General features: G+C 36.6%; 20 protein-coding genes and 1 pseudogene. 11 read left to right on the top strand and 10 right to left on the bottom strand.

Features of this window, described 5'->3' with window-relative positions:
• Nucleotides 1–197: 197 nt before the first annotated feature.
• Genes ABF682_RS10620 through amaP form a run of 4 tightly spaced genes read right to left on the bottom strand, consistent with a single transcriptional unit; the run spans nucleotide 198 to nucleotide 1,789 of the window.
• Complete coding sequence (locus ABF682_RS10620; RefSeq protein WP_056960528.1) at nucleotides 198–449, bottom strand: GlsB/YeaQ/YmgE family stress response membrane protein; 252 nt, start codon at nucleotides 447–449, stop codon at nucleotides 198–200.
• A gap of 15 nt (nucleotides 450–464) precedes the next feature.
• Nucleotides 465–1,007 carry an Asp23/Gls24 family envelope stress response protein gene (locus tag ABF682_RS10615; protein WP_056960526.1) on the bottom strand — a complete coding sequence of 181 codons (543 nt, stop codon included), beginning with the start codon at nucleotides 1,005–1,007 and terminating at the stop codon, nucleotides 465–467.
• Between the two features lie 27 nt (nucleotides 1,008–1,034).
• The gene (locus tag ABF682_RS10610) at nucleotides 1,035–1,220 is read right to left on the bottom strand and encodes a DUF2273 domain-containing protein (protein ID WP_054757929.1); all 186 of its coding nucleotides are present in this window, start codon (nucleotides 1,218–1,220) and stop codon (nucleotides 1,035–1,037) included.
• A gap of 11 nt (nucleotides 1,221–1,231) precedes the next feature.
• Nucleotides 1,232–1,789: an alkaline shock response membrane anchor protein AmaP gene (gene amaP, locus ABF682_RS10605; protein WP_054757930.1), complete on the bottom strand. Its 558-nt coding sequence runs from the start codon at nucleotides 1,787–1,789 to the stop codon at nucleotides 1,232–1,234.
• Between the two features lie 373 nt (nucleotides 1,790–2,162).
• On the opposite strand from amaP, the gene ABF682_RS10600 reads away from it, so the two are divergent.
• From ABF682_RS10600 to ABF682_RS10590, 3 genes are all read left to right on the top strand, one after another.
• Nucleotides 2,163–3,020: an alpha/beta fold hydrolase gene (locus ABF682_RS10600; protein ID WP_054757931.1), complete on the top strand. Its 858-nt coding sequence runs from the start codon at nucleotides 2,163–2,165 to the stop codon at nucleotides 3,018–3,020.
• Between the two features lie 266 nt (nucleotides 3,021–3,286).
• A complete protein-coding gene (locus ABF682_RS10595) occupies nucleotides 3,287–3,766 on the top strand; it encodes a GNAT family N-acetyltransferase (protein ID WP_056960524.1) in 480 nt (159 codons plus the stop codon).
• A 231-nt stretch (nucleotides 3,767–3,997) separates the two neighbouring features.
• Entirely contained in the window at nucleotides 3,998–5,440 is a 1,443-nt protein-coding gene (locus tag ABF682_RS10590; protein WP_415619418.1) for an APC family permease, read from the top strand.
• 119 nt (nucleotides 5,441–5,559) lie between these two features.
• On the opposite strand, the gene ABF682_RS10585 is transcribed toward ABF682_RS10590, so the two are convergent.
• Entirely contained in the window at nucleotides 5,560–7,266 is a 1,707-nt protein-coding gene (locus ABF682_RS10585; RefSeq protein WP_415619419.1) for a hypothetical protein, read from the bottom strand.
• 396 nt (nucleotides 7,267–7,662) lie between these two features.
• On the opposite strand from ABF682_RS10585, the gene ABF682_RS10580 reads away from it, so the two are divergent.
• Nucleotides 7,663–8,415, top strand: a complete 753-nt coding sequence (locus ABF682_RS10580; protein WP_289980435.1) for a DUF1003 domain-containing protein — start codon at nucleotides 7,663–7,665, stop codon at nucleotides 8,413–8,415.
• 205 nt (nucleotides 8,416–8,620) lie between these two features.
• Here ABF682_RS10580 and ABF682_RS10575 read toward each other — a convergent pair whose 3' ends face one another.
• The gene (locus ABF682_RS10575) at nucleotides 8,621–9,529 is read right to left on the bottom strand and encodes a helix-turn-helix transcriptional regulator (protein ID WP_289980434.1); all 909 of its coding nucleotides are present in this window, start codon (nucleotides 9,527–9,529) and stop codon (nucleotides 8,621–8,623) included.
• Between the two features lie 121 nt (nucleotides 9,530–9,650).
• Between ABF682_RS10575 and ABF682_RS10570 the strand changes: the two are divergent.
• The 3 genes and pseudogenes from ABF682_RS10570 to ABF682_RS10560 all read left to right on the top strand — a co-directional run bounded on the left by ABF682_RS10570 (nucleotide 9,651) and on the right by ABF682_RS10560 (nucleotide 12,955).
• A pseudogene (locus ABF682_RS10570) lies at nucleotides 9,651–11,163 on the top strand (FAD-dependent oxidoreductase).
• A 19-nt stretch (nucleotides 11,164–11,182) separates the two neighbouring features.
• Entirely contained in the window at nucleotides 11,183–12,367 is a 1,185-nt protein-coding gene (locus ABF682_RS10565; RefSeq protein ID WP_289980432.1) for an MFS transporter, read from the top strand.
• Between the two features lie 12 nt (nucleotides 12,368–12,379).
• Nucleotides 12,380–12,955: an NADPH-dependent FMN reductase gene (locus ABF682_RS10560; RefSeq protein ID WP_415619420.1), complete on the top strand. Its 576-nt coding sequence runs from the start codon at nucleotides 12,380–12,382 to the stop codon at nucleotides 12,953–12,955.
• 207 nt (nucleotides 12,956–13,162) lie between these two features.
• Here the strand turns inward: ABF682_RS10560 and ABF682_RS10555 are convergent, their stop codons facing one another.
• From ABF682_RS10555 to ABF682_RS10545, 3 genes are all read right to left on the bottom strand, one after another.
• Nucleotides 13,163–14,578, bottom strand: a complete 1,416-nt coding sequence (locus ABF682_RS10555; RefSeq protein ID WP_415619783.1) for an FAD-dependent oxidoreductase — start codon at nucleotides 14,576–14,578, stop codon at nucleotides 13,163–13,165.
• Between the two features lie 238 nt (nucleotides 14,579–14,816).
• Nucleotides 14,817–15,797: a Gfo/Idh/MocA family protein gene (locus ABF682_RS10550; protein WP_289980423.1), complete on the bottom strand. Its 981-nt coding sequence runs from the start codon at nucleotides 15,795–15,797 to the stop codon at nucleotides 14,817–14,819.
• Between the two features lie 2 nt (nucleotides 15,798–15,799).
• Nucleotides 15,800–16,477 (bottom strand): ribose-5-phosphate isomerase A, encoded by a 678-nt coding sequence (locus ABF682_RS10545; RefSeq protein ID WP_289980421.1) that lies wholly within the window; start codon nucleotides 16,475–16,477, stop codon nucleotides 15,800–15,802.
• Nucleotides 16,478–16,657: 180 nt separating this feature from the next.
• Between ABF682_RS10545 and ABF682_RS10540 the strand changes: the two genes are divergently transcribed.
• The 3 genes from ABF682_RS10540 (at nucleotide 16,658) to ABF682_RS10530 (ending at nucleotide 21,155) form a co-directional block, all read left to right on the top strand.
• Nucleotides 16,658–18,559 carry a fructose-specific PTS transporter subunit EIIC gene (locus tag ABF682_RS10540; RefSeq protein WP_415619423.1) on the top strand — a complete coding sequence of 634 codons (1,902 nt, stop codon included), beginning with the start codon at nucleotides 16,658–16,660 and terminating at the stop codon, nucleotides 18,557–18,559.
• Nucleotides 18,560–18,613: 54 nt separating this feature from the next.
• Nucleotides 18,614–19,453 carry a MurR/RpiR family transcriptional regulator gene (locus tag ABF682_RS10535; protein WP_289980417.1) on the top strand — a complete coding sequence of 280 codons (840 nt, stop codon included), beginning with the start codon at nucleotides 18,614–18,616 and terminating at the stop codon, nucleotides 19,451–19,453.
• Nucleotides 19,454–19,595: 142 nt separating this feature from the next.
• A complete protein-coding gene (locus ABF682_RS10530; RefSeq protein WP_415619424.1) occupies nucleotides 19,596–21,155 on the top strand; it encodes a bifunctional metallophosphatase/5'-nucleotidase in 1,560 nt (519 codons plus the stop codon).
• Between the two features lie 168 nt (nucleotides 21,156–21,323).
• Here the strand turns inward: ABF682_RS10530 and efp are convergent, their stop codons facing one another.
• A complete protein-coding gene (gene efp, locus ABF682_RS10525) occupies nucleotides 21,324–21,881 on the bottom strand; it encodes an elongation factor P (protein ID WP_289980413.1) in 558 nt (185 codons plus the stop codon).
• A 289-nt stretch (nucleotides 21,882–22,170) separates the two neighbouring features.
• Here efp and ABF682_RS10520 point away from each other — a divergent pair, with 289 nt between their 5' ends.
• Complete coding sequence (locus tag ABF682_RS10520; RefSeq protein WP_415619425.1) at nucleotides 22,171–22,812, top strand: GNAT family N-acetyltransferase; 642 nt, start codon at nucleotides 22,171–22,173, stop codon at nucleotides 22,810–22,812.
• The last annotated feature ends 191 nt before the right edge of the window (nucleotides 22,813–23,003 follow it).

Here is a 23,003-nt window from a genome sequence, read left to right as displayed (position 1 = left end):
TATGTTCGTAATTTCGAGTTAACACTCAAATTTTCCCGACTTATGTCACACTCTCGATGTAACTTGCCATCTAAATCATCCACTGAGCGGCTAAGCTTACCGCCCACCACCACACTACTTATAGCATTTCTGATGAAAGTGGCAGCAATTATTATAAATTTTAAGATGGCTTTTTAAAACAGCTAGGTCAGCATTTCTTATCGCTTACTGGTTCGACCAAAGAAAAAGGAAACGATTAGGACCAAAATAACTGCCCCAATGATGGATGGGATCAGCGCCATTCCGGCTAACGATGGCCCCCAAGTGCCTAATAGTCCTTGTCCAATCCACGCGCCGACTAAGCCAGCGACGATATTTGCAATCCAACCCATGGCTGCTCCACGATTAGTGATTGCACCAGCAATAGCGCCAATGATAGCGCCAACAATTAATGACCAAATTAATCCCATAAGATATCTTCTCCTTTAATTAACACGACTAGGTTCATTGTCAGGCGTTACTTTATCCACGCCTTCATTTAATGTTTCCTTCGATTTCTTTGCACCCTTGCTAACTGCTTCCTTCGTTTTATCGGTAGCATCACTAACACGGTCTTGCAGAGAAACTGAGTCTTTTTCATGCTGTTCCCTTGTCTTGACATCGACAACATTCACATTGACCTCAATCACTTCTAAGTCGGTCATCCGCTTCACCTCACGGACAATGACGTCCTTGATTTGATCGTATATTTTTGAAATGTCAATGCCGTATTCAGCGACAATGTCGAGATCGACAGCCACTTGTTTTTTACCAACTTCGACATCGATGCCCGCTGTAACATCGTTAGTATTGACTAATTTTTCAGCAATATTAGAGAAGAATCCCCCATCTACGGTTAGCAAGCCCTTCACTTCAGAAAGTGCGATCCCAATGATCTTTTGGATAACCTTATCTTCAAAAGTTAACTCACCTTTAATACCTGGCTTTTTGTCGGGAATTGTTTGTGAATTAGATGTTCCATTTTGCATAATTTTTTCCTCCCTTAATTTAAATAGTTACTTGAATAGCTTTGATAAGACACCAGTTTTCTCAATGTAGTAACCAACTGCGATGCCGAGTGCAACGAAAATTAGAATCACCAAGGTTTTAAGGAAGCCAATGGTGATGATAAGAACCGCAAGGAGTAGGCCTACGAGTCCGCCAATGATGGGCCAACGATAGGCTTTGATGAGTTCGGTCACATTATCACCTCCTAAATAACGCGAGACTGTTTCATATTAGACTCAGAAGCATTAAAATTTACGAGCCGAATCGTGATCGCTTTTTGCTTTGAAATGCCAAGACAGGTGCGTAAGTCCTCCTTAAGTTGATTCAAGAAAGCCGCCGTATGTTGTTTTGCATTTATCGAATTTAGCAGGTCGCCTGAGATTTTGAGCTTAATTTTATTTTGTGACAACTTAGCAGACACCCTGGGATTTCCGATAAAAGGCTCTTGTTGCAGCGCCGAAAGAGTAAAGTTTTCAATGGCCTTTTTACTAACTGTGACCTGCCCATCAGGTTTTTGATGGAGATACAGTGAGCGCGCGCGTGGCCAAAAGAGAGTGATAAATAAGAGAAACACTAAAAATGTCGCCAGAATAACCCCACTCCAGAAGAGATATAGTGGTTCGTACTGAGTCAACCAGTCAAAGTGAAACGATATAGGAGTAGTTCCAACCGCAGCTGCCCAATTCTGCCAGATCAGTGCAATTGATAAGGGGGCCGCGAGAATGATACCTACTACTATTAGGATCTTAAATATAAGTCGCACATTATCACCACCTTTACATTTACAGTATAACAGAACACATAAAAAGCTTAGAACTATATGCATTTATATATGACAAGCGCTTACCCTCGGGCTTTATTTTAAATAAAATATTGTTTTCTCCCATTAGAGACCTGCAAGTGAGTTAATAAATTACGTGCTTTTTTTTACATACAAGATGATAATGAAACTATTGAAAGCGGGGGCGGGTGAATTTAGGACAAAGAGAATGTGAAGAAGAAGGAAGACCCAAGCTTATCTTGCAAACAAGCCCACAATTTAAGGTAAAATGAGGGATGAGTAGTGGGACCTATAGATTATTGTCCCAGCAACGTATTTTTTCAAATTAAGTTATTTCAAAAGTGGAGGGATAAAAATGCAGGAACGTTTTATTGCTACTAAAGATAATATTACTTGGCACATTTATGAGGATGGAAAAGAAACAGCGCCCACAATTTTTCTGATTGCAGGTTTTCCACAAAGTGCTTATGCGTGGCGCAAAGTCTGGCCGCTTTTAGCCAAACAATATCATGTTTTAGCAATCGACTTGCCTGGTCAAGGATATTCAAGTGTTCCACGATCAGGATATGATACGAAAACAACCGCGCACAGAATACATGAATTAGTTATTCAATTAGGGCTAAAAAAAATTTTATATGTTGGTCATGATGTCGGAAGTTGGGTTGGTTTTACCTACGCACACCTATTTCCAGACGATCTTTTAGGTATTACGCTGATTGATGCAAATATTCCTGGAGTAACATTACAAAAACAAATCCCACTAGACGCAGAAAGTTGGCGAAGTTGGCATTTTCTATTTAATGTTATTCCTGATTTACCTGAAGAGTTATTAAAGGGTAAAGAACGGGTTTTACTTGAATGGTTCTTTTCTAATAAGGCACGTAATTGGCGCACTGCTTTTACAAAAGAAGATATTGCTGAATATGTACAAGAATATCGTCAATTAGGAGTTATGCGGGGAATGCTTGGGTATTATCGTGCCGTTTTGGATGATTTTAAGATTAATGAACCTTTATGCACCAAAAAAATAGTCATTCCGCTTCTTACAATTAATGGTGAATTCGGTTCATCACGGGATCTTTTTGAAAAACTAAAAACCTTAGGAAAATCAGTTAACGGAAGAACGATTAAGGAATCTGGACATTATATTCCAGAAGAGAAGCCGGCTGACTTAGCTGCACAAATTCTAGAATTCATTAAAAGCTTAGTTTAAGGATGAAGTAGGGCTCTACAAAGCGCTACTCAAAAACAACCTGCAATAGATGTTGTTCATTTATTGTAGATATTATTTATATAAGAAAAACTAGATTTTCAGGATCCAGTGAAATTGTGGGACACTTAGGTTGTTTGTTGGCTAGAAATTATAAAGATTTAACATGATAAACACGAAAACAAGCGTCATTTCAAATTACTTACAAACTGTAATTATACAGGACACTTTATCACTGACGATCCAAGAGTTTATGGAGAAAAGTAGATATGATAACACAACGTATTTTCAAAGATATAGATGCACCCGAGGTGGCGGATTTAGTTAAAAAGACAATGTTGACTACTAATCTCAAAGACTATTCTAAAGAATACTTAGAAAATGATCTGAAAAAGCTAACAGCTCGTGATTTTATTAAAAAAGCAAAGGCTTTCCATTGTTATGTATTTATAGATAATGAACGCAATAAAATTGTGGCTGTTGGGTCTATTGGGGCTTATTGGGGCAAAAAAGATGAAAGCAGCCTATTTAATATTTTTGTCTTGCCCGAGTATCAGGGACGAGGAATCGGCAGACAAATAATTCAAACTTTAGAACAAGATGAATTTTTTAAACGAGCTAAACGAATTGAAATTCCCGCTTCAATTACAGGATTAAAGTTCTATCAAAAAATGGGTTATCATTTTAAAGATGGTAATAGTTCTCTTGATGGTGAACAGCTTTACCGACTTGAAAAATTTAATAACTGAAAGCTAAAAAATACAAACAAAAGCACTGCTAAAAGTAATAAAAAGAGAGTGTGTGACATAAGTCGGGAAAATTTGAGTGCTAACTCGAAATTACGAACACAGCGAGTACTTTGCTATGAGTAATTCGAAGTTAGACAGAGAATTTTGACTTATGAAACACGTTTATACGAAATAAATAAAGAAACTGAATCAAAATTTAACTTTTGATTCAGCCCCATTGGAGGAATAATTATGCCTAATAATTTTTTACAGTCCAAAAAAAACTATATGAGTTGGCCAGTAATCGCACTTTTAGATTTTGTAACCATTATTAGTTTTGAAAATATTTTTTACCCATACCAAAATCAGGGACTTTCTGTTGTTGTATCTTGGATCTTCCTATTATTTACCTACGTAATCCCATATGAACTAATCGTCAGTCAATTGAGTCTGACTTTTGACAATCAAAGTGGGGGATTAGCTTCTTGGGTAAGACGGAGCGGTAATGACACACTAGGTTACTGGACTTCGTGGATGTACTGGATTCAAAGTGTTCCGTACATAGTGGATGTTTCTAATTCGGTGATTGTTTCATTTAGTTGGATGGTTCTTGGAAATAACACCTTAGGCAATAAGATGTCCACGTTTGAATTTGGCCTATTGACTTTTGCCATAATACTAATATTTATTCTATTAGAAAACGCGATTAAAAATTCTTTAGAAGCATTGTCGCTAATCGGTGGTGGTGCAATGTTTATTATGTCAATGTTGTTTGTTTTACTTGCAGGGTATGCATTGATGCACGGAACTCGTATTGCGACACAGCCATTTAACTGGGGAGCTTTTATGCCAAATTTTAGCTTGAAATATTTCTCGACCACAGGACTACTGATTTTTGCGATGTCAGGTGCCGAACTAGCAGCTCCATATATAGTTCAAATGCGTGATCCTAAACATGAATTTCCCAAGGCAATGTGGTTGTTAGCGTTAATGACAGCATTTTTAACCATTTTTGGAACATTGTCATTAGCAGTCTTTTTCAATGCAAATGCTATTCCACATGATTTTAAGATGAATGGGCCATATTATGCTTTTTCAATGCTTGGTACAGAACTTGGATTAGGCAAGTTTTTAATGTATTTCTTTGCGATTGTGCAAGCAATCTTCATGATGGCACAATTAGCGGTTTTATTGGATGCATCAAGCCGTGTTTTTGCGGGAGATGTGGCTGATAAGTTTATGCCAAGCTGGTTAACTAAGAAAAATAAAAAGGGGTTACCAGTCAATTCATATTTGATGACTACAGGATTGAGTTTATTTTTGTTATTGTTGACGGGAACTCTACCAAATATCAATACTATCTATAATTGGCTATTGAATATCAACGGAATAGTTTCACCATATAAAACTTGTTGGGTGTTTTTTGCATTTTTAGCAATGAGATGGCGCGAAAAGGAATTCCATTCAAATTACATATTTATTCGGAATCGTAAAATTGCATTAATTGTCGGTGGCTGGTGTTTTTTATTCACATTTGTTTGTGCTACGCTAGGCTTTATTCCGCAGGATGCTGATTATGGGACTAAGTCATTCGATTATCAATTGATAATGAACTTTATCACTGTCTTCGTTTTGTTTGGAGTAGGATTCTTGTTACCTTATCTTAGAAAACGTGAACTCAATAGAAATAAGTAATTGTAATGGGTTTAAAATAATAAAATAAAGCTTTCATTTTTAATGCTAAAAATAAAAAAAGAATTGATAAATTTAGTCTGTACTAATTTTTATCAATTCTTTTTTGTCGAATCTGTAGTTTATTTTTTAAATCTTCTAAATAATTTCAGTACAATATAAGTTAGACAACTAATCCATGTGATGATAATAAGATACATGATGGGCAGGAACCAATTTCCAATGTTATAGCTAACAACTAACGTATTTTTCCCCTTCTTTTGTGTTACAAGAGGTGTTCCAATTTTTGTTACACAGTATTGGCGACGTCTTTCCATTATTTTTCTTCCATTTAAAATAAGGCATGTATTGTAATATTTTATTATAGGAATACTAATTATTTTTTTCTTTTTACCGTACCAAGTGATAACTAATGTATTATTATGCACGGCTTTTGTGAAACGTGAATTGTCAGAAATAATATAATGACCATACAATTCGTAATTTTTCTTAGTACTACCGTGATAACTAGGCAAATAATCGGGTGTTTTTTTCTGAACTAGATTCAATAATGAAGTGAGATCTGTGGAATAGAGTGAATTGTGAATCCGGCTGTCGTTCTTAGAATTAAAAACAAGTGTACTTAGATTTTTAAGTGGGCGATTACTAGTCATCCACTTTTCATATTTTTTATTTAATAAAGTCATGGTTTGAGAAAATCCTACAAAAACAACGAGTAAAATAATAACGTAAACTTGTTTATCATTGCCCTTAGATAATTGATTTGACAGAAAGTATGCGAATAAAATACATGCAAAAATTGTTACAATCACAAAAAAGCGGAAGGGAAATTGAAAAATCTCAAGTGTTTTTATTTGGTATTTAGTTATTAAATACCAAGGGAAAAGACTGGTAGAGAGAAGTGAAAATATAAAAAAATTTATGCTGCAGCTTTTAATAAATGGTGGATAATTATTCCACTTTTTTATAGAATGATAAAACAAAAATATTATGATTACTGTGAGGGGGATTGAAGTAAAAAGCCAATAACTGCCGCGCTCTGTAACAGAGTATGAATACATATGCCTGTTTGTAAAAGGCAATATTAAATTATTTGAATGTGTAATAGCGAGTAAGACAGTCCAGATATTCATTGTTAGGAGTAAAAATAAAAAGATGGCATTACTAATTTTAAGAATATCTTTTTTTAGACTTGTTGATTTCAATAGTCCATAGGCAAAAAAAGGAATGTAGGTTATTACCAAAAGGATAGTACTTAAGACATGAACCTGGAGAAGCAAGGCGACACATAAGGCAAGTTTAATACTATTTATCTCATGGTTTATGACGTATTTGAAGGCTGGAATTAGCGCAAGTGGAGTGATTGCGGCTCCCCAGCTTGTGAAGCCTTGGCGAAACGTCCAATCCTGGATGGAAAAAGTTGTTAAATAAAAGCAGGCTATGGGAACCGCTACGCGAATTCTGATATGGCCTGTGCGCAGTAAGAAATACATAGAGAAACTTGCAATGATATTTAGGAGAAGGCGCGAAAAAATTTGGTAATTGTACCAAGTTTTTGATAATAATAGTAATAATCCCTGTAAGTAAGCAAATATTGGACCATATAAGGCATTAACAATTCTGCCAGATTGCTGGAATCCATATGTAGAAATAAAATATTGAAAGTTACCAGTTTTTATTTGCATAGCGGTGTCATAAAAACGATTATAATGAAATAAAAAGTCAGGGCCTAAAATTATTCCACCGGAAAAATATTGCGGGAGCACTAGCAATATTGAAAACGAAAATAAACACCCGCCAATTAATAGGTGCTTTTGAAAACTTCTCATAAGAATTGTTCCTCTTTTACATTAATTAGATTACATAGCATCAGAATTATAAGAAATTAAGCAGGAGACAACAAGTAGTACTATAAATAATTAATTATATTTTATAGTTATTACGTACAATTTAATTTTTAAATGAATTATATTTAGAGAATAATTTGTTGTTTAGGTATTAAAAAAAATTTATAGTTCAAGTAGATGATTGACACTTCTGCAATAAATCGCTATGGTAAATGTGTATCAAATCAACAGGAATTTTAGAAAGTGTGGTGAGGGAAATGTCAGATAGTCATAGATGTACTATAAATAGTAGTGACGAAGCAATGGTTAGTGGTGCTGATGATTACGTTCCCTCGCAATATAGGCGCCTAAAATAATTCAATTGAGGGGAAATTATCAATGGAAAAAAATATGGAGCATGGGCTAAAATGTCTTGTAGATCAAAAAGAGTATGATTTGGTGGACGGGGTTTTTCTAAAAGATCTGGATGGTTCTCTGCGAGCACTGATAAGACGAGACTATCCGAAAGCTGCTGACAGCCAATTTATTTGCAGTGAGCATCTAGTGCAGTATCGTGTAAAAAAGATGGATCAGATGATTGAAAAAGATTATCGGCAAAACGATAAGTTAACTAGAAAACTAACGCGTGTGATGGAAAATGATGCCTATCAAGTAATAGATGTACGTAAGCAATTAGAAAACTCTATGACTTTTGGACAAAGAATTGCTGATGGAGTTGCACGTTTTGGTGGTAGCTGGTCGTTTATTTTAAGTTTTATTGGAATCATGATTTTCTGGATACTTTTAAATGTATTTCATTGGTTCGGTGTACATTTTGATCAATATCCATTTATTTTACTGAATCTTTTTTTAAGTATGGTCGCTGCAATTCAGGCACCATTGATCATGATGAGTCAAAATCGTTCATCCGAGTATGATCGACTGGAATCACGTAATGATTATCAAGTGAATCAGAAGTCAGAAGAAGAGATTAGGGTTCTGCATTCAAAAATTGATCACTTAATTCAACAAGATCAGCCAAATTTATTGCAAATCCAGAAAATCCAAACAGAGATGCTAGGGTCTATTGAGTCACAGGTAAGTGAATTAAGAAGATTACAGCAATATTTTGAAGAAAAAGACAAAAAATAATAGTATTAATCTGAATTATGGAACATATGAGTATAAAAATAGAATTAAAAACTTGATTAAAAAAGTAGAGAGTGTACTACAAGTGAGATGCCCCATAATAGTTAGGTAAAAATCTAATTATTATGGGGTATTTTTTATGACCAAATATACAAGCAATATTTTAAAAATCAGATTACTAATCACACAAATAGTATCTCTGCAGCCATTATGAGTGTTGATGAATATGTTGCTGGTATTCTTCACGAAACTGACGGGGAGTCTGTCCACGTTCATTGCGGAAATGGCTATAAAAACTAGTTAAATTTTTATAGCCTAATTCGGTACTGATTTCATCAATACCTTTACTTGATAGTGATAACATGCGTGCTGCCATTTCCATCCGTAAGGTCGTCTTCAAAGTTGAGAAAGATTGATTAAACAGTGCGTGACATAAACGTGAAAAATAGTTTTGCTGGTATCCAAAGTAAGTTGCAGCACTCACTAAAGTTACATCATTAATATGTTGTGTTAGGTACATGAAGATTGCACCGGCCTGTGCGTCCGGTCCTGCGTAACGAATAGGGCGTTGAGGAAAAGAAGAGTCAGTCTTAGAAATTTTTTGCCGATGTGCACGTAATAGTTCAGTATATAACAAGCCCAGTAGACTCTCATGCTGGAATGTTAAAAACTTATCTGTTGGATAATTCTCTAAAGTAGCAATTACATTCAAGTATCCATGCACAATTTTAGTTTCCAGATGGCGGAAAACTACGTATTGATTTCGTTGCGAATCAACATCGTTCATTAAATCATGAATCAGTGGATTATTGCCCACCAGTGTCATATTTAATGGATTCGGTATTTGCAGCCATTCATCAAAAATTCGAATTTCAGCTGGCTGATCAGTGGCCTTGAATAGCAATTGATCGACTTGTTGAATTAAGATCACATCAAAGGGCCGCAATGGAATTTCTGTTGTACCCAATGTTACTGCACAGCTTGCTATGCACTCAATCATTTGCATGTGAACTTTAAAGCAATAAGCTGCACTGCTTGTAATTGAAGGCAGTTTTCGACGCTCAGATACCATTCCATCAATCTTTATAGCACTTTTTATTGTATGATTTATTATCATTTGAGCTTTCCTCTTTTTCATAAAAGATATATTTACCCTAAGATTAAGATATATCTTCTACTGATATTGTGCAACATTTCACTATAAAATATAAGCATAACTTAATGTAGGAGTGATTATTATGAGCAAATTAATTAAAACTGATGTTGTTGTAGCTGGTGCTGGCGGAACTGGTTTAGCCGCCGCCCATGCTGCCGCTGAGCATGGGTTACAGGTCTTAGTTCTAGAAAAGCAGCCTCAAATTGGTGGGAATACTAAAATCTCGAGTGGCTTCTTCGCTATTGACTCCAAAGAACAGCGCGAACGCGGGATGGTCATGTCCAAAACTGAGGCTATTCGACAGTTGACTAGTTATAACCATAACATTTCCAATGGACCGCTAATTCATAAAATTGTTACTTCAGCAGCTGATACTTTAGCGTGGATTGAGAAAATGGGGATGCATATTAAATTAAATGCAACTGCTGATACAACACAATTTGCTCATCGTAACAGTGACTATCAGGGTGGTGTTTATCATATGTATCAAGATAAAACTGGTAGTTATGAACGTATTCAGCAAACTCTAGTTGACGAAGGTGTCAAATTCGAATTTAATGTCACTATGCAGGCTATTAAACAAGACAGCACTGGTCAAGTTATTGGGATTAAGGCAACCACTGTTAATGGCGAGGTCATTGATGTTGAGGCACAGGCAACAATTATCGCAACGGGTGGATTTGGTGGTGATAGTGACTTAGTTGCTAAAAACAATGCATACTCGTAATTTGCGGCAATTAGGAGTACCTAATAATGGCGAAGGACTTAAGGCAATCGTTGCTGCAGGTGGGGTCAACATTGATGGGACTGCCTTGATTCATGCCGCCCAATTAGCTAAATCCAAAGTTACTCAACAAACTTCAAAGAAACATTTAGCTGGCTTTTCCAACTCTGCGTTAACTCAATTATTATTAACGCCATTGTTTTGGGTAAGTTCTAAAGGTGAGCGCTTTACTAATGAGGATGTAGTTTACGACACTGTTGAGTGGGCCAATGCAGGATACTCTGTTGGTGGTAAGTACTATTTTGTGGTTGACCAAGCAACCCTTGATGATTTCACTAAAACCGGGGGTCAACTCGAAATCTCGCAAGCCGGTCCAGGGGCTGGGACTGAGCCCGGTGATTTCACCAAACTTGCCAATGAATCCGTTACCGCTGGGACAGCCTTTAAGGGTAATACTTTAGTTGAATTAGCTGCTGCTGCAAATATGGATTCAGCTACTTTAACTCAGGCAGTTGCTGCGTACAATCACAATGTGAAAAATCGTGTCGATACTGATTTTGCAAAATCTGGTCGCTCACTCGTCTATTCAGTAGAACAAGGACCTTTCTATGCTTTTTCTGCCCAAGTTGCTTACTTAGGTACGGTTGGTGGTGTTCGTGTTGATACCAATCTAAGTGTTCTAGATGACAAGTTCAAATCTATTCCTGGTCTCTATACGGGTGGCGCTAATGCTGGTGGTTATTATCAAGGTCACTGCTACCCTGCCTATGAAGGCTTGGCTTCTGGTTTTACTTGGACATCTGGACGAATTGCTGGTACAAGTGCTAGTGAATATATTAAAACTAAAAATAATAAATTAATTAAAAACTAGGTTAGGAAGGTTTTAACTCATGGAAAATGCTAAATCACACGGTTGGTTATTTAAACTATCAGTGCTTTCGCTTTCGATTTTATCAATGACCGCGCCATCAATAGCGGTTGCTATCCCATTAATGGAAAATACATTTACACAGCAGACTACCGCGCAAGTTGAAATGATTTCAACTCTGCCTAACTTAGGTGTGTTACTAATGATTATGTTTTCAACTATGATTGCCCAAAAATTTGGAATTAAACGGACTATCATGAGTGGTTTGGTAATGTACTTAATCGGCGGTTTAACTCCTGTTTTCGTTACCAATTACATGGTTATTGTAATTGGCCGCTTTATTATGGGTTTAGGAATTGGTCTCTTTAATCCCTTTGCCGTTAGCTTAATGTACCGTTTTTATAAAAAACAAGAACTAGCCGACATGTTGGGTTATCAAAATACATCACAAAATTTAGGAAATGCAGGCTTTGGTTTACTGTTAGGGATTCTCGTTCTTGCTGGCTGGAAGACTGCCTTTGCAGGTTACCTAATTGCAATGATTCCTTTACTAATGTTTGGATTTTTTGTTAAGATTCCGACTGATCACCAGACAAATGAGAAGACAAACGTACCGAAACAATCGACTAATGTCCATGTTTTTATGCTTGCATTATTAATGCTTGCCATTTTTGGAATGTTCATGATGATGACGATTAAGTTAGCGAGTTTTGTGACGGCACAGCACATTACTACTCCTGCAATTGCTTCAAGTATTTTGGCAGGAATGGGAGCTGCTTCGATGTTTGCTAGCATGCCATTTGGTAAGATTAGTAAATTTATCGGTAACTTTATTTTACCAATTGCTTTACTAGGAATTTCAATAGGTTTTATGATTGTTGCTACAGCTACTAGTGTTCTGGTCGTTACGATTGGTGTTATCATTTGCGGAGTTTTCTTTGGTTGGGTTTTTCCACAGGCTTTTTATCGCGTAGCACAAATCGCTCCAGCTAACTCTGCAAATTTATCAACTTCTATTATCTTAGTAGGAATTAACTTAGGTGCTTTCCTATCACCAACCTTAGTTAATGGTGTTGCTAACTTATTTGGCAATGATCAGCCTTACTTTGTCTTAATGCTGTGCAGTTGGGGATTCGCTATCTTAACCGTTATTATGGCTATTTATACCGTAGTTGACAAGAAAAGCCACAAGTTTAATCAGGAATAGGAGGAATTCTAAATGGTACTTAACTTAGTAGGTTTAGTGGGAACTAATGCTCCAACTTCATATAACCGGATGCTCTTAGAATATATGCAGCACCACTTCATTACCGATGCCACTATCACTGTGGCTGAAATAGACGAGATACCCTTATTTAACGAAACTGGACTAGCAGATGTTCCAAGCAGTGTCTATACTTTGAGTGATCAGCTCACTGCTGCGGATGGAATCATTATTGCTACACCCGAATATGATCATGCAATTACAGCTGCACTTAAAAGCACAATTGAATGGTTATCAGCAGCCACACATCCGTTCACTACTCAGCCAGTAATGGTTGTTGGGGCTTCTTTAGGTTTCCAGGGGACAGCACGCGCGCAAGATAACCTCCGTCAAATTCTAAATTCTCCTGGTGTTAATGCCTTTGTTATCCCGGGTTATGAATTCTTATTGAGCAATGCTAAACAGCAATTTGATGATCAGTCCCAATTGACAAATGCCAAAACCATCTCTTTTCTAGAAGAGTGCTTCACGCATTATTTACACTTTGTTGCTGATAACCGCGAAAATTTAAAACTTGTTCGTGAAGTTTAACAGTAAAATATAACCGCAAATTACCATAAATAGTGCTTAGTTCAGAGAACTACATGGAAATTTTTTCTTTCATTGATTTATTCAGTTTCTTGCAGGTATCTGTGATATTTTAAGTCATTGTTTGTTGTTAATAAAAAAAGACCTTCTTAAATTATCAGAATTAAGTCTCATAATTTAGGAAGATCTTTTTGTTCGATTAAATATAAATTACTTTTTTGTGAATTCTACTTCGCCTAATGCATGTTGAGCAGCTAAGTTGAGTAAACTCCATTGACGATCAAAACCTGGTTGGAAGAAGAAGTCAGCTTCAGCCAAATCTTCTACTTTTAGTTGTTGCGAAATAGCAAGGGCTAAAACATTTCCTTGAGCAGTTATATCATATGTTGATAAGACCGCACCACCGAGAAGACGATGGTTTTCGGGATCGAAGAAAAGTTTTACGTAAACTTTCGGATTTACTTTATTTTCTGGGACATAGCTTGGACGGAGAGTATCTTCATAGAAAGAACTAGCTATTTTAACACCTGCACGCTCAGCAGTGAAGCTATTTAAGCCACTCTGAGCAAAATGATAATCGAAAACACTTAAGGCTGATGAACCAACTATTCCTGCAAAGGGAACGGATGGAGTTTTCTCAAAAAGATGTTTCACTAAGTAACGAGCCTCACGACGAGCAACGGTGGCAAGCGCTACCGGAATTTTTTTATTTGCAGCGACTGAATATGCTAATGTGGCATCCCCAATGGCATATACATCGGGAAGATTTGTCCTGAGGTACTTATCATTTTTAATCCAACCACGAGCATCAAGATCAACAGTTCCTTTTAACCAAGCAGTATTTGGCTGAACGCCAGCAGCTTGAATGACTACATCGCTTGGGAAATTACCTTGGTCGCTTTTGACCGCTTGAACCTGATTGCCTTGACCGCTATATTCTGAAATTTTAACTCCAGTATGAACCTCAACACCCTTTTCTGCTAGGTGCTCACTGATGACATCTGTTAATTCAGAATCAAGATAAGTTCCTAAAGGGCGATCAATAACATCTAAAAGATTTACATGTTTCCCAGCTTTGACAGCAGCTTCAGCGGCTTCAATGCCAATGTAACCAGCACCAATAACGGTAATGTTCTTAACGATTGGATCTTCTAATTTGGCTTTTATTTTTGTTGCCCAATCATAACCACGCATCAAATAAACATTTTCTAGGTCTTTACCAGGTATTGGTAAAGATTTAGGATTCACACCTGAACTGAGAATCAGTTTGTCATATGATTCTTCAGTACTCTTGCCATTTTCTAAATCAGTAACAGAAACAGTTTTTTGATCGCTATTAATCTTAGTGACTTGGTGGTTGTTCAAAATGTGAACGTTTTTCTGTGGAAAACTTTCAGGCCTGAAATTGCGGACTGCCTCGACGTTGGTTACACTATTTTCCAAGTATAATTCCATGCCACAGGACATAAACGAAATAAAGTCTCCCGTTTCGAACAAAGTAATGTCAACATCGTCATAGCGGCTAAGCAGTTCAAGAATAGACTGATGTCCACCATGAGAGGCACCGACAATAATAATTTTTTTCTTCACACTAATTACCCCCAATTTCTGGGAACAATTTAACATGTTAATATTTTATTGTCAAATCAAAAAGCTTATTAAAAAAGAGCTGGTTCAAAGTTAAATTTTTAAACCAGTTCTCCTATATTTAGTAAGAATAAACGTGTTTCATAAGTCAAAATTCTCCGTCTAACTTCGAATTACTCATAGCAAAGTGCCTGCTATGTTCGTAATTTCGAGTTAGTACTCAAATTTTAGCGAATTAGACTACTTTTTTCAGTGTTCAAAGTATAGCTTACATTGATTAATCAAATGGATACTTCATTCCCCAAGCATTGCGGACACTGTCCAGAATGTGAGCAACATCGCGTGAAATTGCAAGTTGACCATCATCGTGACCATTATCAATATAGCGTTGCATATCACGAACTTCGTAACGTAAAGCTTGTGTATCATCACCAGCTGTCAAAGTTTCATTGGCTTGTTCGTGTGCATCCTCGGTATATGTGACTTCAGCACTTGTTGCACGAGGGTAATTGTTGATTTCAACGTAGCCCTTTGTTCCAGAAACAACCCCACGCTTTGGCTGTTTCGCACGCATGGATAATGCCATCACTGCGAGTTGTTCTTGATCATTTTTCAAAATAATACCAGATTGTTCATCAACGCCAGTTTCGAAGAATTTAACTGTTGTTAATGTTGTGTTTGGTTGACTTGCCAAGAAAGTTCTTGCAAATGCAGTTGCATAACCGCCAATATCTAATAAGGCGCCACCTGCAAGATCTTTGTTGAAGAAACGATTTTTTGGATCATAGTCTTTCAAGCTACCGAAATTAACTTGTACTAATTTGATATCACCTAATTTGCCAGCAGCAATAATTTCTTTTACCTGATCGAAGACAGGCATGTGATACAAGGTGAGTCCTTCTGTTAAAATCAAGCCCTTTTCTTTTGCTAAAGCCTCAACTTCATCAAATTGTTTGGCATTAACAGTGATTGCTTTTTCGCAAAATACGTGTTTGCCAGCTTCTAGAGCAGCTTTGATATATTGATAATGATATGTGTGCGGTGTGGCAATGTAGATCACATCAATGTCAGGGTTGTTAATCATCTCATCTGCATCAGTATATGTTTTTTTGATGTGTTTCTCTGATGCAAATTTTTCCAGCATCTCCTTGTTGACATCAGCAACGGCATAGACCTCACCGTTAACATCATTCAATGCGTCAGCCATTTCATGTGCGATCCAGCCGGTACCAATCATACCCCAATTATATTTTGTCATAATTAATCTTCCTTCCTAAATTCATATATTTTTCCAGTTTCATCAAAAGTTAAACCAAGTGTTACCAGATTCTCAAAGAAAGATGTGGCAACGACTCCATTTAGTTGTGCGAGAATAGCGTTAACTTGCGAGATATTATGCCAATCACTTGCGTAACAGTCTATTAAGAGGTTCCCTAAGGGTGTTCTTGCATAGCCTGCAATGTCTTTTGCCAGCCTAATACTGCCTTTTAGATTTAATTCTTCAAGTCGCTGCAACACGGCGGAACTTGTAATATCAACTATTTCAAGTGTGAGTGGTACTGCAGGATTGAGTAATTTTGTTACCCTTTGGTGGGGGGCCAAGATGATATATTCATCAGCTAATTCAGCATTGATTTTCTCAAATAAATGAATACCGCCATTGCTTTTTAGAGCATTAAGATCTGTGTCCAATGAATCGCATCCATCAAAAGCCAGATCAATATGCTTGATACCAACGTTGCTCGTAATTCTTATTCCAAGTGACTTGCAATAATTTCTTGTGAGCTCAGATGGAGTATAAATTGTTAGATTTAAATCAGGCTTTGCAGCCAGCGCAGAAGCAAGATGAGAAACATTACTTCCACCACCTAGGCTGATACTCATGTTTGGCTTGATAAGTGCAAGCGCTTCTTTGACTATCGGTGGCAACTTAATCACCTCTTTTTAAATTTTTTTCATAAAATAAATATTTATGAAATTAATTTACAAGAACATAGTATTACATGAAAATTTATTTGTCAACACTTTAAATTAGATGTTGACTTTTTTCTAAAAAGCGGTTACATTTTGACTGTAACTATTTTCACTAAATAAAAAAAAGGGAAAGAGGTTTTCAAAATGGATGTATTAAACATACTGAAAAAAGACATCATGATTATGGATTTAAAAGCAAAAACTAAGGAAGATGCATTGCATGAAATGGTTAACTCATTTTTTGCAAATGGTTTAGTTAATGATAAAAAGCTTTTTGAACAAGATATTTTCAAGCGCGAAGAGGAAGCAACGACGGGAATTGGTGATGGAATTGCAATGCCTCATGCTAGAAATAAGGCGGTAAACGCAGCTGCTGTTTTATTTGCGAAAAGCGAACAGGGAATTGATTACGATGCACTTGATGGAAAACCGGTTCATTTGTTCTTCATGATTGCTGCTCCAGCTAATGCTAATGATGTTCATTTGCAAGCTCTGGCGGGATTATCATCATTATTGTTGGATGCTAATCTGATTACAGATTTAAAGAAAGCAAAAACACCAACGGAAGTTCAGCAATTATTCAAAGCAGCTAGTGACAAAAAGGAATCAAATGAGATACAACAGCCTGAGATTCAAGATTTACCTTTAATTGTTGCTGTAACTGCTTGCCCAACTGGAATTGCGCACACATATATGGCAGAGTCAGCATTACTTGATGCTGGTAAAAAAATGAATGTTAGGATGAGAGTTGAGACAAATGGGTCAGAGGGAGTCAAGCATCGCTTAAGTACAGATGAGATTACTAATGCTGTAGGCGTAATTGTTGCGGCAGATAAAAAAGTTGAAGTGGAGCGCTTTGCTGGGAAGAAAGTTCTACAGACTGCTGTAATTGATGGTATTAAGAAACCTGATGAACTTATTCAGCGTGTGTTGGCTGGGAATCTTGCTACGTTTGAAGTTGCGGGTGGAAATAGCTCTTCAAGTGAAGATAATAAGCAAGGTGGAATTTGGCATCATGTTTATCAAGATTTAATGAGTGGAATTTCGAATATGCTGCCCTTTGTTGTTGGTGGTGGAATCTTAATGGCAATTTCATTTTTGTTAGAGCAATCATTAGGGAAGACTTCAACTGCTTTTATATTCTTGAACTCACTTGGAACAAATGCATTTAGTTTCTTAATTCCGATCTTAGCCGGATTTATTGCATTTTCAATTGGTGATCGTCCAGCCATGATGCCAGGTTTTGTCGGTGGCTATATGGCAACGCAAGCGAGTGCAAGTATTGTTAAGTCAAGTGGTAGTGCCGGATTTATTGGTGGGATTATTGCAGGATTCATCGCAGGCTATTTGATTTTGTTGTTGAAGAAGATATTTATTAAATTACCGAAATCATTAGACGGATTAAAACCAATGATTATCTTTCCTGTATTAGGATTATTTATCATTGGAACATTAATGTTCTTTGTAATTGATCCGATTTTCTCAGTAGTTAATCTGTTCTTAGTTCATTTTTTGACAACTATGGGAACCGCAAATGCAATCTTGCTTGGAGCAATTCTTGGTGGAATGCAGGCAGTTGACTTGGGCGGCCCAGTGAATAAAGCGGCATATACGACTGCAATTGGTGTATTAACAGCGACTGGTGATGGCAGTATGATGGCATCCGTAATGGTTGGGGGGATGATTCCACCTTTAGCAATCGCAATTGCAACAACAATTTGGAAAAATAAGTTTACGGAAGATGAACGTAAAGCTGGAATCAGTAACTATGTCTTAGGAATTTCATTTATTACCGAAGGAGCAATTCCATTTGCGATTGCTGATCCGTTACGAGTAATCGGTTCTTGTATCATCGGTTCTGTAATTGGTGGTGGACTGGCTCAATTATGGAAGGTTAGTGTACCAGCTCCTCATGGCGGCTTATGGGTTGTTTTATTGATGCACAATCCTTTGTATTTTGTATTAGCTTTAATAATCGGATCAGTTGTAGCCGGAACAATTTATGGTGTTTGGAAGCCAAAAAAGATAGCGCTCATCGAAGAATAAATGATATTATGTAATTGATTCTATTTTACACAGTTGTTTGGAGGACTGAGATTAATGAGTAGCGAAAATGTAGTTGATACAATATATAGTAACTTGCGTGCTATGACCCAGACCGACAAAAAAATTGCACAGGTTATTTTAAAAAATCCTGGAGATGCGGTAAATTATACAATTTCGGAACTTGCAGCTAAGGCAGTTGTCAGTGAAGCCTCTGTTTCAAGATTTTGTAAGAATTTGCAGTTGTCTGGTTTTCATCAATTGAAGATTAAATTAGCGAAAGTCTCCGATGATGAATCTAGTTACTACAAAGTTATTAATATTGATAATATTCAACAAGCAATCGCTAACATTAGTGATAATAAAAATGCTGAGATTACTAATACTTTGAATAGTGTAACCACGCCAACGATAAAAAAAATTATGGGATTAATTCAAAATGCACATATTTTACAGATTGCGGCAGAGGGTAATACGTTTCCTGTTGTTGCGGATGCAGCTTATCGCTTTAATCAGATTGGTATTTTATCAATTTGTTCGGAATCATGGCAGACTTCAATCGGGCAGACTCTTAATCTAACAGATAGGGATGTGCTAATGGTTATCTCCAATTCTGGTGAATCTAAATCATTATTAAAACAAATTGATGTGGCAAAGAAACGAGGAATGAAAATAATAGCAATTACTAACCGCAGTGATTCACCAATTGCCCTAGAAGCAGACTATCATTTGCATACGGCAGTTAGACAGAGGGTTTTGCAATCGGAGTATTATTTTTCGCGAGTTGCAGCAATGACCGTTGTGGAGACGATTTTTCTACTGTTGATCGCTGAGAATCGAGAACGACTAAGCAAGATTATGGATCATGAGACTATCATTTCAGATACGAAGGTCTAAAAATGAAGTGTCTATTGAATTAAACTATTAAAGGTATTTTTGTTTTGTTTCTTGAAAATATTAGTTAAAAAGTTATATTTTTTATAGATGTTTTAATTAATTTGTTTTTTAAGAAGATTGCGAAAGAAGATGGTTTAAACATATGAAGGTTAAGATTCTCTCGACAAGCGATGTACATGGTTATATTTTTCCAACTAATTTTAGCAGTAGAACAGACTATCATCCATTTGGTTATTTGAAGGCTGCACAGGTTATTAAGACAATCAAGGAGACAGCTGCTAGCGATGAGGTTGTCATATACATCGAAAATGGCGATTTCTTAGAGGGTTCTCCTATGACCGATTATACTTACCGCACAAGGAAAACAAAAAAATATAATCAGGACTTTTGTATGATGACTAATTTTCTGGATGCAGATGCAGGTGTTTTAGGGAACCACGAATTTGATTATGGAATATCGTACATTGAAGAAACCTGGAAAAATAAAAAGTATCCGATTTTAGGTGCAAATATTAGTGGAGAGATGGCGCAAAAAATTATTGATCAGCCATATCGAATAATTGAAAAGGCGGGTATCAAAATTGCGATTTTAGGATTGACCACGCAGTATGTACCACACTGGGAAAAGGCAGAAAATATTGATAGAATTACTTTTAGTTCTGCTCTTACAGCGGCAAAAAAATATGTTCCGATTTTAAAAAAGCAAGCAGATGTGGTAGTGGTTGCTTATCATGGTGGTTTTGAAAAAGACCTTGGTAGTGGCAGACTAACTGAAGAATTAACGGGTGAAAACGAGGGGTATGCACTGCTTTGCGAAGTACCAGGTATCGATGCCCTAGTAACTGGACACCAACACAGAAAAATAGCACAACTTGTTAATGGAGTTCCGACTACTCAACCTGGATACCGTGCCGAAAATGTAGGACAGATTTCAATAGAATTAGATGACAATAAAGCGATAATCGGCTCAAGCGCAGAACTTCTTAATACAAGTGACCAACCGGTAAATCAAGAACTAGAAGCAATTTTAATGGACTGGAGACACAGTATTGAAGATTGGCTGGATATACCAGTAGCAACTGTCAATGGGAACATGCATATTCATAATCATCTGAATGCGAGGCTGCATGGACACGCATATTTAGACTTAATCAATCATATCCAGATGGATGCTACTGGGACAGATGTTGCCGGTTCTGCACTATTTAATGATGAGGTCAAAGGTTATGATGCACAAATTACTGTCAGGGATATCTTGAACAACTATATCTATCCCAATACATTAGTAGTTGAACGAATTAGTGGTGCCGATTTGAGAGCAGCTCTGGAGCGGTGTGCCAGCTTTTTTGAACTTCATGCAGATGGTTCAATCAGTATGGCAAGTAGTTGTAATGTATCTAAAGTCCAGCTGTATAATTACGATTATTATTCAGGAATAGATTACACTTTTGATTTAATCAAACCACTGGGGCAGCGAGTTGTTAGAGTTATGTACCATAAGCAGGTGCTTAAAGACACTGATAAGATTGATGTCGCGATTAGTCAGTATCGAGCTGTTGGTGGTGGTGAATATCCGATGTTTAATATGGATAAGAGTATTCGTGTGTGTGATGATGATATGCCAAAGCTGATTGCTAAATACCTAAGGGAGCACAAAGAGTTTAAAGCAGTTCAACCTAATAATTTGAAAATAATCAAATAAAAACCTTTTTGTTTTGTACTAAAAGAACTCCTATAACATACTGACCCCCAAAAGTTAGATTTTATGTCTAACTTTTGGGGGTCAGTATGTTTCGATTAAGTCTTTTTTTATATTCAAGTCCTTGAAGGTAACAGATTATAGTAAATGGAAAACAACGGACAATAAGTTCTAAGCTCTCTGCTTATAGGTTCCATTTCCAGTGTTGATAACTAATTTTTCACCATTTTTGATAAAATCGGGAACAACGACAATAAGTCCTGTGTCCATTGTTGCAGGTTTTCCGCCACTAGCAGCCGTAGCACCCTTAATAGTTGGTTCGGTTTCAGTAACTGTCATTTCAACAGTTGTTGGTAAATCAATTCCGATTAATTCATTATTGCAAAAGTTTAGTTGAACTTGTAAGTCGGGAATTAAATACTTACTTTCTGCTTCAATTAGTTGAGCGGGTAGTTCATATTGTTCATATGTGTCTAGATCCATAAAGAAGATGATATCATCTTGCTTATATAAGAATTGAGCCTTCTTCTTATCAACGATTGCTAGGTCAACTTTTTCTGTAGGACGCATAGTAGTCTGAACAATTGAGCCGGAACGAATATCGTTCAGCTTCATCTGCATAACTGTATTACCCTTGCCAGGTTTGTGATGGTTAGTTTCGAGTACCTTGATGAGTTTACCATTTTTTTCAAAAATCATTCCAACTTTTAATTCAATTGCTTCAATCATTTGTGTAACCCCTTTTTATTTTTTGTATTATAAATCTATAAATTGCTAACTAAGCAAGGGGTGGTGCGAGTGATAGAGCGAAACCACGATGAGTCATTATTATTTCCACCAATTATTTTTTTATGTTCAACCTTCAGTATAACATAAAGAATGATGGAACATTGAAGAAATGGACAGTAAAATAGGAATATTGTAAATAAAGCAGCAAGTATTTTGTCTTTCGAGAACTTTACGGTACGATAGAGGATAGAAAATTGGTTTAAATACCCAGGAAGTCGAGAGTATAAAGATGAGAGAGAAAATTATTTATAGAAAAATGGAAGATGCTGATTATCAAGAAGTCTTGGAAATGGTTATAGAGACATGGGATTACCGTGAATGGATTGAAAAGCCTTTGGTCAAGCCTATGGCGGAATTCTTCTTATGCGATTTACTGGTCGGGGCAGATGATGTTTTTGTGGCAGTAATCAATAGTAAGGTTGCGGGCATAGTCGCCACAAGTCATGAACAATGGTCAAGACTGCAATATGTTTGGCAGAGACGACAATTAAAATCATTGTTACAGTTAGCTGGATTCGAAGATAAAAATTATATTTTTGCACAATATATGGAAACGATGAATATTGATGAGGAATTACTAGCGTTAAGTGGGAAGAAGTATGGCGGAGCACTTAATCTATTGATTGTTAAGGAGGGGTATCAAGGATTGGGCATTGGAGGAAAGCTGTACAAACATTTTTATGATTATCTTCAAAGATTGGGTGTAAACAACTTTTACTTGTTTACCGATAATTCATCTAATTTTAAATTTTATGATCACAAGGGTTTACAGCGAGTCAATCAAAAAAACTTTTTCTGGAAAGACGAAGATGGAACGCCGCATAAAAATCCTGAAATATATTATTTGTATGAAGGTAGTATTACTATATAGAAGGACTAGGTTAATATGTTCGTAATTTTGGTTAGTGCTCAAATTTTCTCAACTTGTGTCAGACTCTGATTAAACGTGTTCCACAAGTCAAAATTCTCCACCTAACTTCAAATTACTCGTAGCAAAGAACATGCTATGTTCGTAATTTTGGTTAGTGCTCAAATTTTCTCAACTTGTGTCACACTCTGATT

This window comes from Liquorilactobacillus sp., assembly GCF_047719775.1.
GTDB lineage: Bacteria > Bacillota > Bacilli > Lactobacillales > Lactobacillaceae > Liquorilactobacillus.
The sequence above is the reverse complement of the archived record's forward strand: the minus strand, read 5'-3'. Positions and strand labels throughout refer to the sequence as shown.